Below are 13,419 nucleotides of genomic sequence, written 5' to 3'. Positions count from 1 at the left end.
TAAGGAATATATAGTCAAGTTATAACGTAAGTTTAGACAATTATAGTATTTTTGAGAAAAAATATTTTTTTTATGGAAAAGCTTTTGCCTTTTACAATAAAGGATCTTGCAAAAATTACCAACCATAGAAGTGGTGAAATAAAATTTGGAGAAAAGATGATTACCATCCCAAATGGTGTTGACCCCATTACTTTTATTAAGAATACCGATGCAAAATATGTATTAATAGGCATCCCTGAAGATGTTGGTATTCAGGCTAACTTTGGGAGACCAGGAGCCGCATCCGCCTGGAAAACAGCACTAAAAAGCATCGCAAACATTCAGCACAATCGTTTTTGCAAAGGAAATCAAATTATTGTCCTAGGTGAAATTGATGTTGAAGAAGAAATGAAGGAAGCCAAAGAATTGGACTTCAAAAACATTGACCACAGATTAAAACTCAGCAAACTAGTTGAAAAAATTGATAAAGAAGTTTCTCATATTATTTTCAGTATTATTAAATCTGGAAAAACACCCATTATTATAGGTGGAGGACAAAATAACGCCTATGGAAACATTAAAGGTGCTGCTTTAGCTAAGGGAAAACCTATAAACGCTATTAATTTTGATGCTCATTCTGATTTCAGAATTCTCGAAGGTCGTCATAGTGGCAATGCTTTTTCTTATGCCTACAACGAAGGTTTTTTGAAAAAATACTTCATTTTTGGTTTACACGAAAACCATGTTTCTAAAAATGTTTTGGATTTAATCAAAAAAACTGATGACCGATTACGATACAATACCTATGATAGTATTAAAATTCGTGGAGAGAAAAGTTTTATTCAGGAAATTATAGCAGCCTACGAATTTATCAAAACTGATGCTTACGGAATTGAGGTTGACCTAGATGCTATTCCTAATATTGCAAGTAGCGCTATGACTTTAAGTGGTTTTTCAATCGAAGAATTGCGACAATTTATAGCTTATTTTGGAAAACATAAAAATGCAACCTATATCCACATTTGCGAAGGAGCACCTGATTTAGATGGAGATAAAAACAACCATCTCATTGGCCAACTTATAGCTTACCTTGTAACTGATTTTATAAAAGCCAACCAATAATATAAAGACAGTATCGAATCAGCATAAATAAACCATTTTATAGGGAGTAAATAAATAACACTATCTTTGCCTTTCAATCGCTGTAATTATTACGGTGTATTTAATATCAAAAATATGTTATTCGAAGATTTATCACTTTCTAAAAGTATTCAAAAGGCCGTATTTGAACAAGGCTATACTAATCCCACTCCTATTCAACTACAATCTATTCCTCTAATTTTAGCAGGAAATGATTTGATAGGTTGTGCCCAAACGGGTACAGGAAAAACAGCAGCATTTGCCATTCCTATCATACATCAATTACATCGTATAGTTGGTTCTTCCAAAAAAGCCAAACAAATTCGTGCTTTAGTTGTTACTCCAACAAGAGAATTAGCGGTACAAATAGGACAAAGTTTTGACACCTATTCCAAATATACGAACTTAACACAACTGACCATTTTTGGCGGTGTTTCACAAAATCCACAAGTTGACACTTTAAAAAACGGTGTCGATATCTTAATAGCAACTCCAGGTAGATTACTGGATTTACACAAACAAGGATTTATAGATTTAGATCATTTACACACTTTGGTATTAGACGAAGCGGATCAAATGCTGGATATGGGATTTGTAAATGATGTCAAAAAAATTGTAAAATTGACACCTAAAAATCGTCAAACATTATTTTTCTCGGCAACAATGCCAATAGCAATTCGAGAACTAGCCGAAATGTTTTTGACCAATCCCGAAACTGTTACAGTTTCTCCTGTTTCTTCAACTGCTGAAAATGTAGAACAACGTATTTATTTTGTCGAAAAAGGTGAAAAAAGAAATTTACTGTACAATTTAATTCAAAACGAAAACCTTACAGATGTCTTGGTTTTTTCGAGAACGAAACATGGAGCAGACAATGTTGTAAAAGCACTTCGTAAAAAAAATATTCCTGCCGAAGCGATTCACGGAGATAAATCTCAAAATGCAAGACAACGCGTACTTGATGCATTTAAGAATAAAGAAGTAGGTGTATTAGTTGCTACAGATATTGCAGCTCGCGGTATTGATATTGACCAATTGCCATTTGTGATTAATTTTGATTTGCCTAATATCCCTGAAACTTATGTACACCGTATAGGACGTACAGGACGTGCTGGAAACGGAGGAATTGCTATTTCTTTTTGCAGTAAAGACGAACACGGTTACTGGAAAGACATTCAAAAATTAATCAAAGTTGATGTTAAAACGGTCAGTGACCATCCTTATCCTTGGCATTCTGGAAATCCAGAAACTGCTCCTGGTGGCTCAACAAAACCTAAAAATTCTAACCGAAGTGGCGAAAAAAACAAATCCAGAAAATCCACAGCTTCCAAACAGAATAAAAAACGTTGGTATTAAAAACCAATTTAAATAATACAAAGCACTCCTATTGAAAAATGGAAGTGCTTTTTTATTTGTTGGCAAAAAAACAAAAAAACTTTTTACGTCTAATATGGTTTTAAAAACAAGTAACTTTCATAATTTAGATAGCGCAGATTTTAAGTCAATCGTTAGCGCAAAATTTCTCTAGTAAATTAAGGCTTGAAATCCTTTGTCTTCTGACCCCAAAGCTTCGAGAGAAAAACCATCAGATTACAAGGAAATCCTGAAATCTATTATATATACCGACCGATTCTTTCGGTTGGTTGTTCTAATAAAAATCCCAACGACAAGAATTTATTTTCTATTAGGTAGCGTTGTTTTATAAAATTCTTGAAAATCAAACTTTTTATAAATAAGATTTAGCAGCACTATCTTGAGGTAGTAAAATTTAAATTTTACAAACTTTTAAAGATATAATCACAAAATACCAACGAGAAATCACCAAAACAATTAATTGATTTTAAAATGGATAACCTATAGCTAGATTAAAAATAAGATTCTCTTTGCGCCAAGATTTATCAGATAAGTTAATCTCATCTATAACCCATTCGTTTCCTTTGGGCAAATAAGGTTTTCTTATTGGAAAAGCCAAATCAGTTCTAAGTATCAAGAAACTAAAATCAAATCGTAAACCCACACCTGTTCCCACTGCCAGTTGATTCAAAAATTGATTAGAAAATTCTGCTCCAGATTTTTCATCACTCTTGTTCAGCAACCAAATATTACCTGCGTCTAGAAAAAGAGCCCCCTTTACCAAACTATATATTTTTGTTCGCAACTCGGTACTGAATTCAAATTTCAAATCCCCAGATTGATCGGGTAAAAAAGAATTGGTTGCCACCGTTCCATCAAAAGTTCCAGGCCCAATCGATCTTGCTCTAAAGGCCCTTATACTACTAGTTCCTCCTATGAAAAATTGTTTGATAAAAGGTAAATTATCAGAGTTTCCATAAGGAATACCTGCCCCTAGAATAATCCTACTCGCCAGTGTAGTTTCTTTATTAAAATGGTAGTAATGACGAAATTCTGTTTCTATCTTTGAATATTGACTAAAAGGAACTCCAAAAATACTTTTGGGGTTATTACTATCATTTGCACCCATAATTAACCCCAAAGCATTTCCTGAAAAATCCAAACCGCCTTTAAAATAGAAGTTGTTTTTTTTATTTTTCAACATGGTATTGGTGTAAACATAAGAATAATTCGTTCCAAAAATAAATTGCTTGTCAATTACATTCTGTAAGGAAGGATTTGCTGCTATTTGGGATTTATATAAATCGGAAACATCATTAGAAGAAGTAAAAGCAATATTGAGTAAATTGAGGTTATGTTCTTTTCTTTCATTCTCTTTCCATAAGTACCCAAACGAAGCATTAAAGGTTTTTAACGAATACAATTGTGTTCTCAACTGGTATTCATAACCCAATGACGCCTTGGTATTAGGCACGTAGCCCCCTCCCGAATTCATTTGGATTGGCGTAATAAATCGAGGCCAAACTAATCTAGCTTCACTACCTGCACGATACACATTAAAACCATTGTTTTGACCTGAAACTTGGACTTCAAATCCTGCAAAAGCCGAAATATTAAAAAATTCTGCTCCCTTAAAAAAATTGCGGTGACTCCAACTAATATTTAATTCGGTTCCCGAATAATTAGCTGAGTTTGTTTTTGCTAAAGCCTCAATTTGAATCGATTTTTTGGGTAAAGGAGTCAAATAATAGTAGGCGTTTAATTGATTTTTAAAAGAATCATCAACTTTAAATTCGTTATTTACAAATTTAAAAGTTCCCAAAGTAATCAAACGATTCAACGACGAATTATGGTTAGTCCTGTTATACAAATCCCCTTTTTTGAATAATAAAGTTTTATCAAAGACAAAGGGTTTGAATACCATTTTATTATCAATAATAGTTAGATCATTGTAATGAATGGAATCCATTCTTCTTGTTGCAACGGTGTCTCTTTTTAAGTTATAACTAGGGTAAACAAATACATCATTGATTTTATATTGAACTTTGGCTTTTTCAGGAGTTTCTTTTTTTATTTTAAGAATTAAATCTACTTCATTTTTAGCCACAGTACTATCTACTTGAACCAAAAGATAGTCTTCATTAAAATAATAAAAACCACGTTCTTTGAGTCTCAAATCAATACGGGAGCGTTCTTTTTTTATCCGATCTAAACTATAAAGCTGATCAACTTTTAAAATACTTTTTTCTTGAAGCAAATTTATTTCTTTCCCCAAAACCGAGGAATCTTTAGGAAAATGAACTGACTTAATTTTGTATTGATTGTGAAGTTTTACTTCATAATTGGCTTTGGCTTTTTTACCTCTTGCAGTAGAATCAGCTAAGGATTCGGCATTAAAAAAACCATTATTCTCTACATAATTTTGAATTAAATCTTTATTATAATTTAAATTAACTTTACTCATCAAAACAGGTGCCTCTCCAATTTTGTTTTTGAGCCAATACCGAAACCCTTTTTCTTTTTTTACTTCGCCAGCCAAATTGTAAAAAAAGACAGCTGGTCGCATTCCTAAGAATGATTTATTAGGAATAGGCCGAATTAAATCATCTAATTCTGATTTAATTTTTTTTCTCACTTTTTTCGTTTCTTCTCCTTTTGATACAGTAATCGTATGTCCAACATATAATAAATCTCCTTCTGGAATTTTACTTGTTCCACTACAACCTATAAAAAAGGAAACTAATAAAACTAATTCTATATAATGATTAATTCTCATCTTTTTTTACGATTCTGGTTTGCTTTTCTTTCTCTTGGTTTGCGTTTCGAATGAAACAACTCTCTAAACTTGTTATAATTCATCGTAATAATAAAGGCAACACCTGTTTCAACCACTTGACCTTGTAAAGCTACTTGATAATTGTTTTTTCTATAGGCTCTAAACTTATATCTACCGTCTTTAGTAATGAGGTAATCAGCTGTGACATCTCCAGCAATATTAGTTGCCTCTTCGTTTTCATTTTGTACACCTTCCACTCCAAAACTACTTCCCAAAGTAACCTTCAATCTATCGTTTAGTAATTGTTTGGAAATCCCCACGTTCAAGTCAGTTCTTTCTTTACGTTCTCCTGTTGAATAATCCTCAGACGTTTGTAAATCAAAATCAATTTCAAAACCTTTGATTAGATCGCCAGCTAAATTGGTAGCCTGTTGTGATAAAATTTTACTCACACTCTGTTTTGCCAAAAAAGCTCCACTAGTTCCACCCGCTTCACTTTCAAAAGGGTTGTCTCCTATGAATCGATTCAATAACAAAAGCGCAAAAACTTGTTTATTCAACGCATCCTCATCTCGTTTAATCTGTGTTAATTTTGCTTGTGTTGTATTAATTATATCGGCTGATACATCATTATTCCCATCTGGCAAAACAATATCAAATGTAATTTTAGGTTGCAACAACTCCCCTTTCATCATTAGTTTGGTTTCAAAAGGAACTTTTTGTTTGTAGGTATTTCTAGTCGCTGCATCGATACCAGACAATTGATCGTCTACTAAGTCTAGTGGAGAGGCTTCTACCTTGTAAATAGCTGTAATATCAATATTAGCAGTTGTAGGTTCCCCTGTCCAGAGGATATAACTTTGTGGCTGGATTTCAAACTTTCTTTTAATTAGGTTAAAATTCATTTCGTAAGCTCCTCCAGTGAATTCATACTTACCTGTTAAAGTTGTTTTTCCTGAAGGATCAATTCCTCCTGTTAATTGTGCATCTCCCTGAAGTTTTAAATAATCTCCGTTAGCTTCATCAATTACAATTGATATTTCTGCTTTTTTATCCACAACAATATTGACAGAGGCATTGATACCTCTTAATTCAGTTTGAATAACTTCATTCATAGGATCTTTATCAGTAATCAATACTGGTTGATCTTGATCAATAAATTCTACTATTCCTTCTCTGTCAGTAATTGAAGGATCACTTTGTGGCAATACAATAGTGAATTTTGTATCGGCATTAACTTTAACAGTACCATCAACAATAGGGTTATTTAGAGTGCCTTTTATCCCCAAATTATTATCCAAATACAATTCGCCATAAAACAATTTGTTATCCTTTACTTTTGAATTGACTGCTCTAAAATTACTTGCTGTTAGCCTTAACTTAAAGCCTAGATTAGCATAATCGTTACTATCAACAAATCCGTCAATTTTAAGTGGATTCTTGTTTTCATCATATAATTTGAAGTTGTCAAAAATAATTTTATCCCCCTGAAATGCAACTTCATCATTAATCAATTGTAATTTTGAATTTAAGGGTACCACTACAAATCCAACCGAATTAAACTTAAGATTTCCATTAACATAAGGATGAGTGGCTTTACCTTTAACCGTTAATTTCCCATTCAAATATCCTTCACTATCTTTAATATTATCTAGAGAAAAGGCTTGTATTAATTTCATTTGCATTTTCTCAATGGCCACATCAAAATCCAAACTCTGATTCGTAACGTTGTAATTCCCATCTACATTTAATTGATTCCCTAAGCCTGATAAAGTTAGATTAGTAGAGTAAATCCCGGTGCTTTTATTGGCTATTTTTAATTGTAAATTACCTATTGAATCTTGTTTTATTTTTAAATCATCAATTCTTAAATCTGACTCAAATAATGGACTGCTCGTTAAGTCTTTAATAGTAGTTGCTCCATTAATAATACCGCCAATTTCAAAATTAGATTGGACGAGGCTCGTCAAAGTTTCAATTTTGAAGTTTTTAAATTTAGCAACAACAGGCGATACCGCTTGCTTATTCTCAGATTGAATATGGAAAGATTGCTGACCATTTTGAATTTGGAAGTCAGAAAATAAGATTCCTTTTGGTTCAATTTTTATATGATTGTTAGCGTCAACCTGCCATTTTTCATAATTAAGAAGTAATTTTTCAGGATTTAAAGAAACAACTGGAGTTCCTAAACTGTCTTTGACAATTCCTCCAATAAGATACTTTTCTTTATCCTTCAAGTCTTTTATACTCAAATTATAATAGACGGTATTATTTGCAATTTTTCCATTAATAGCTGTTTTTGTGATTGCAAATTGTTCGTTTTTGAGCGCTCCCAGATACAAACTGTAGTATAATGCCTTGTCCTTTTCATCAGTATTTATTTTTAATTCTGCATTTGTGACTTCATTCGAAGCAAAATTAATCCTAGGAATATGAGCATTTACTGCAATACTATCTGTAGCCGAATTATATCCACCTGACAAAGAAATACTTGACAATTCATTTAATTCAGGAATCATCTTTTTTAAGACTGGGTTATCTTTAATTGTAAATCGAAAATTAAGGTTTTGTTGCGACCTTGTTTTTGCCAATTTTTTATCTAATTGATAGTATTTTGAAATTGAATTCATCAGTTGATCTCTTATTGTGGTCAACTTATAATTCCCTGAAATCAAACCATTAACGAACTGTGATTGTATGACAATTGAATCTTTCTCCTGATTAGAAATGGCTCTTATACTAATCGAATCTAATGGAAACTGTTCTTTTTCCAAAGCCACTAAAAAATCAGAAGCATAGATAGCCCCTTTCAAATTATCCAATCTTAAATCATCAAAATTAGCAGTGATGTTACCCTTCATTTTCAATGGTCCAGCATGAAGGTTTAATTCATTCAAATCTATAATATCTACATTTAATTTTAAATCTACTGTAGGTTTTTCAGGAAAAGAAGTCCCTTTTGCGTCCAAATTAAAAGTAAGATTCGGATCAACAGCCTCAGCATTCACAGCAAAAAATCCGTTATCAATTGATCCATTCAATTTGACATTATTATAATCATAATCATTGAAGGTAGCTCTTACAATTTTTGACGATAATTTTGCAGAGGCTGTCTCAGGATCTAGACTCACGCCTTTAACAGTTGCGTTTGCAGTGAATTTACCTAACTTTTTATTTTTAATAAATTTGCCTAAGTCAAAATTTTCGACAGTTGCATCAGCTTCATATTTTTCGTTGTTTTTTCTACTTTGGTCTAAAGTAGCCTCAACTTTGGCAATTCCAAAAGAACTTACTAAATCCAATTTTGTTTTAAAATCAGCTATACTTCCGAAAAAATTTCCTTTCAAATTCAGTTGTTCTGGCAACTGAATAGTATTAGGAATTGTGTTTTTTGGGCTTACAGCATAAATATCTTTAGCTGTGCTTTGAAGGTCTAAATACGTGATATTAAAATTACTTTTCTCCACTTTTGGCAAACCAGTAATAGTCCCTTTAAAAGCAACTTTTGAATTTCCAATGCCACTCGCATTGAAAGTCTTAATATTTAAATCATCTAACTTCCCTTTTAGGACTGCATCAAAATTTACAATTGCATTAGGGTAATTTTTAAATATATCGACGGTTTTTAGTTGAGGAACTAATAATAAGAGATCTTTAAAACCCAACTTACTGTCTTTTAAATTCGCATCAATAGTTAACTTCTCTAAATTCTCACTTATTGTATTTATCGAAGGATACGTTACGACAATAGATTGCTTTAAGAAGGTTTGAGGAGTTTTTAATAACAACTTTTTTAAAGAAACTGTTTGTGGTGTATATTCAAATTCTGTACTTAATTCATCTAATTCAAAACCACTTTTCTCTTTAAAACGGAAAGTATTTATTTTGCCTTTGTATTTATCCGAATCGATTGCAATTGATTCTCCTTCCAAATTCAAATTTCTTAATTGCAAATGATTGTAATCCAATCCATGAGCAGTTTTAGCTGTGTTATTATTATCAAATACAAAATTAACATCAGCAATTGAAACTGTTTTCACCTCCATTTTCCAAGGCAAACCCTCTGCGCTTTTCGCCTTATCAATTTCCTTAACTTCTGATTTAGGCAATGTCAGTCGACCTTCTGTTTTGTTTAAAACAATAGAATTGAATACCAAAATCTGTTTCTCTAAATCAACAGATTGAACCTTTGTATGAAATTTACCAACATGGATTTGAGTAGTAATATTGGAAACTGCACTTATATAATTAATACCAATGTCATCTAGTTGAATGTTTTCTAAGTTTAATTTTAGACTTTTGCCTTTAGTCTTTTCTTTATCTTTTATTTCTTTAGCAGCTTTTTCGGTAGCTTGCACAACATCCTGATTTAAATTCAATTGAAAACCTTTTAGATTAATATCAGGCACGTCAAAAAATAAATTCTCTAAATCGAACTGCTTTATTTTAGTATCAAAATGATTCACATATAAGGCTAAATTATTCCTTGAAACAGCATCTTGATAGCTAAATTTAACATGATCTAGATTGACCTTCTTTATTGAAACCTCTATCGGTTTACTTTCCTTTTTAGATTCCTTTGGTGATTCAAATGCCTTAATAATATAATCAAAATTATAAACAGAATCTTTGTTCACTTTGATTTTTGCAACAATTCCTTCTAAATCAATAGTATTAATTTGGACTTTGTTATTCAATAGTTGAACTAAATCTATATCTACTTTCAAGGATTTACCAGCGAGTAAGGTATCTTTTGATTGTTCTTCAAAATAAAAATCTCTGAGAATGATTTTTTTGGGTAAACCAATGGTAATAGAACCAACAACAATTTTAGTTTTTATTTTTTTCTGTAAATAAAAAACGGCTTGATCTTTTATTTTATTTTGAACAAATGGTACTTGCAATGCCAACACTATTACTAAGAAAAGTGTTATGAGGCCTAACCCTATTTTTAAAATAATTTTAAAAATTTTATTCAATATTGAAATAGATTAATTAATTTATAAACATTTGCTAGCTATTGCTAATTTATTCAATTTTTTCGTCAAGATAAGAGTATCGCAAATCGTTTCTATTATACAATTAGGTTAAATTCTTTTAAAATTTTAAGGCGTCAGTTTTTAATTATCAAATTTACAAACAATCTGTAAAATAAAAACACCTTACACAACTACAGTTGAACAAGGTGTTTTTTAATATATTAAAACTTATATTATTCGCTAATACTTGGAATAGTAACCATTTCATCTGTGTCCGATTTGTAATCAACTCCGTCCACATCAAAACCAAACAAATTATAGAAATCCTTGCGGTATCCTTCTAAATCTCCAATTTCTTCTAAGTTTTCAGTTACAGCTTCTTGCCATAATGCCGCTACTCTAGCTTGAACATCTTCACGCATTTCCCAATCGTCAATACGAATACGACCTTGTTCGTCAGTAGGAACTTCAGTTCCGTTATACAAACGATCTGCATACAAACGTTGGATTTGTTCGATACAACCTTCGTGAATTCCTTCCGCTTTCATGATTTTGTACAACAATGAAATGTACAATGGAATTACTGGAATTGCTGAACTCGCTTGCGTTACCAAAGCTTTGTTTACTGAAACATAGGCTTTACCATTGATGTCTTCTAAGCTTTTAGTAATCTCAAAAGCAGTTGCTTCCAAATGATCTTTAGCACGACCAATAGTTCCCTTACGATAAACTGCTTCAGTCAATGATGGTCCAATATAAGAATAAGCCACAGTTGTAGCGCCTGGAGCTAATAAATTAGCAGCTTTTAAAGCCTCCATCCACATGGCCCAGTCTTCACCACCCATTACAGCTATGGTATTTTCAATATCATCACCACTACATGGCTCGATTGAAACTTCAGAAACTTTTCCAGAGTGAAAATCTACCGTTTTGTTAGAAAACGTACTCCCGATTGGTTTCAAAACCGAACGATGTGTAACTCCTGTTTTAGGATTCGTACGAACTGGCGAAGCCAAACTGTAAATCACTAAATCTACTTGCCCTAAATCTTCTTTGATTAAAGCTAAGGTTTGCTCTTTGATTTCGTTAGAAAATGCATCTCCGTTGATACTTTTAGCATATAAACCTGCTTTAGTAGCTTCTTTTTCAAAAGCTGCTGAGTTGTACCAACCTGGTGAAGCTGTTTTTCCTGGAGCTGGACCTTTTTCAAAGAACACTCCAATTGTAGCTGCATTAGAACCAAAGGCACTTGTAATACGAGATGCCAAACCAAAACCTGTAGAAGCTCCGATCACCAATACTTTTTTAGCACCGTCAATAGCTCCTTTTGATTTTACATACTCAATTTGATTTTTTACGTTTTGTTCGCATCCTTTAGGTTGTGATGTCAAACAAATAAATCCTCTCATTCTTGGTTCTATAATCATTTTTCTTTTTTTATTCGTTATTTATAGTAAGGTATAAAACTCTTTATAATTTTAAATTTTTGAAGTACAAATATAACTGAATATATTAGTTCAACAAGGCTTTGGCATGATTTAAGGCCGAATCTGAAACCACTGCACCGGATAACATTTGAGCAATTTCGACAATACGCTCTTCCGAATTTAACAAAACCAATTCTGACTGTGTATCCTCACCTACCGTAGATTTGAAAACCTTAAAATGTGCATTTCCTTTGGCTGCAATTTGGGGTAAATGTGTAATGGCAAAAATTTGCATGCTTTGACTCATTTCTTTCATGATTTCACCCATTCTAATGGCTATTTCTCCTGAAACCCCAGTGTCGATTTCGTCAAAAATTAAGGTTGGTAATTTAGAATATTGCGCTAAAATTGCTTTAACAGCAAGCATAATTCGAGACATTTCTCCTCCAGAAGCTACTTTCTTTAGCAGTCCAAAATCGGTTCCTTTATTAGCCGCGAATAGGAATTGCAAGTCGTCTTTTCCGTTTTCAAAGTAAGTTGTTGTAGGTGTCACTTTAATATCAAAACGAACATTAGGCATTCCTAAAGTAGCTAAAATAGAAATTAACTTATCAGACAAAACAGGAATTGCATTTTGTCTATTATTCAAAATCGTATTGGCTAAAACATCCAGTTCTGTGGCTTTATTTTGTATAGAAACCGTTAACTTTTCAATTTCATCACCAAGATTCCCTAATTCTAAAACAGAATTATCTAAATGGTTTTGTATCTCTAAAAGTTCCTCTACAGTAGAAACTTGGTGTTTCTTTTGCAAATTATATATCAATTGTAATTTTTGATTAATCAACTCCAATTGCGCTGGATCGCTATACAAACTTTCGGTACTGTCGTTCAACTCATTGGATATATCGTCTATTTCTATCAACACACTCACTACCCGTTCGAGCAACGATTGGTATTCAGGTGAAAAGGAAGCTATCTTTTGCAAAGCAGCTTTGATTTCGTTCAAACTAGATAAAACCCCAATAGACTCCGCACTAATTATTGCCAATGACTTGTCTAAAGACTCTTTGATAATCTCAACATTGTTTAGTTTTTCAAAATCAGACTCCAAACTTTCTTGTTCTCCTGCTTGTAATTTTGCCTCCAACAATTCATTCAATAAAAATTGATTGTACTCTTGTTCTTTATAGGATTCGGCTTGTTTTTTAAGCAGTGAATTTAATTTAGATTTTTCTGATTTGTATTGCTTCAATACATTTTGATAAACAACGACGGTTTCACCATTATTAGCAATAGCATCAATGATTTTGAATTGTACATTTTCATCAGACAACTCTTGAGTTTGTTGCTGCGAATGGATGTCAATCAAATACAAACTCAATTCCTGTAATTCTTGAAGGTTTACAGGACTGTCATTAATAAAAGCACGTGATTTACCCGAAGGTAAAATTTCACGTCTGATAATAGTATCGTCCTCATAGTCGAGGTCATTAGCTTCGAAAAAAGGTTTTAAATTGTACTTTGAAATTTCAAAATGAGCTTCAATAATGCATTTTTCTTCTTTATTTTTCAATGAAGTTAAATCGGCTCTCTTACCTAAAACCAAACCTAAAGCACCTAAAATAATAGATTTTCCAGCTCCAGTTTCTCCAGTAATGATAGAAAATCCTTGTAAAAAATCAATAGATAATTTTTCAATTAAGGCGTAGTTTTTTATTGATAGTGTGGTAATCATCTAATCCGTTTTGTAAAATATAAAAAA

6 protein-coding genes are annotated in these 13,419 nt (G+C 32.2%); 2 read left to right on the top strand and 4 right to left on the bottom strand.

The genetic code is table 11. The features are described 5' to 3' along the window. The first annotated feature begins 72 nt into the window (after window positions 1-72). The gene (locus ACNH59_RS12600) at window positions 73-1,101 is read left to right on the top strand and encodes a formimidoylglutamase (RefSeq protein WP_418262881.1); all 1,029 of its coding nucleotides are present in this window, start codon (window positions 73-75) and stop codon (window positions 1,099-1,101) included. Between the two features lie 114 nt (window positions 1,102-1,215). Beyond that, window positions 1,216-2,475 (top strand): DEAD/DEAH box helicase, encoded by a 1,260-nt coding sequence (locus tag ACNH59_RS12595; RefSeq protein ID WP_418262880.1) that lies wholly within the window; start codon window positions 1,216-1,218, stop codon window positions 2,473-2,475. Between the two features lie 484 nt (window positions 2,476-2,959). Here ACNH59_RS12595 and ACNH59_RS12590 read toward each other — a convergent pair whose 3' ends face one another. The 4 genes from ACNH59_RS12590 to recN form a co-directional block, all read right to left on the bottom strand. Beyond that, window positions 2,960-5,248, bottom strand: a complete 2,289-nt coding sequence (locus ACNH59_RS12590) for a BamA/TamA family outer membrane protein (protein ID WP_418262879.1) — start codon at window positions 5,246-5,248, stop codon at window positions 2,960-2,962. Continuing rightward, the gene (locus tag ACNH59_RS12585; RefSeq protein WP_418262878.1) at window positions 5,245-10,227 is read right to left on the bottom strand and encodes a translocation/assembly module TamB domain-containing protein; all 4,983 of its coding nucleotides are present in this window, start codon (window positions 10,225-10,227) and stop codon (window positions 5,245-5,247) included. Before ACNH59_RS12585 ends, ACNH59_RS12590 begins: the two co-directional genes overlap by 4 nt. 233 nt (window positions 10,228-10,460) lie before the next feature. Continuing rightward, window positions 10,461-11,654 carry an enoyl-ACP reductase FabV gene (fabV, locus tag ACNH59_RS12580; RefSeq protein ID WP_418262877.1) on the bottom strand — a complete coding sequence of 398 codons (1,194 nt, stop codon included), beginning with the start codon at window positions 11,652-11,654 and terminating at the stop codon, window positions 10,461-10,463. A gap of 85 nt (window positions 11,655-11,739) precedes the next feature. After that, complete coding sequence (recN, locus tag ACNH59_RS12575) at window positions 11,740-13,392, bottom strand: DNA repair protein RecN (RefSeq protein WP_418262876.1); 1,653 nt, start codon at window positions 13,390-13,392, stop codon at window positions 11,740-11,742. Window positions 13,393-13,419: the final 27 nt, after the last annotated feature.

This window comes from Flavobacterium faecale (assembly GCF_048320115.1).
GTDB lineage: Bacteria > Bacteroidota > Bacteroidia > Flavobacteriales > Flavobacteriaceae > Flavobacterium > Flavobacterium faecale_A.
The sequence above is the reverse complement of the archived record's forward strand: the minus strand, read 5'-3'. Positions and strand labels throughout refer to the sequence as shown.

Bases quoted from the DNA above. Each gene is read 5' to 3' on its own strand.
- ACNH59_RS12600 (WP_418262881.1), top strand. From the start codon at position 73: ATGGAAAAGCTTTTGCCTTTTACAATAAAGGATCTTGCAAAAATTACC.
- ACNH59_RS12595 (WP_418262880.1), top strand. From the start codon at position 1,216: ATGTTATTCGAAGATTTATCACTTTCTAAAAGTATTCAAAAGGCCGTA.
- ACNH59_RS12590 (WP_418262879.1), bottom strand. From the start codon at position 5,248: ATGAGAATTAATCATTATATAGAATTAGTTTTATTAGTTTCCTTTTTT.
- fabV (WP_418262877.1), bottom strand. From the start codon at position 11,654: ATGATTATAGAACCAAGAATGAGAGGATTTATTTGTTTGACATCACAA.
- recN (WP_418262876.1), bottom strand. From the start codon at position 13,392: ATGATTACCACACTATCAATAAAAAACTACGCCTTAATTGAAAAATTA.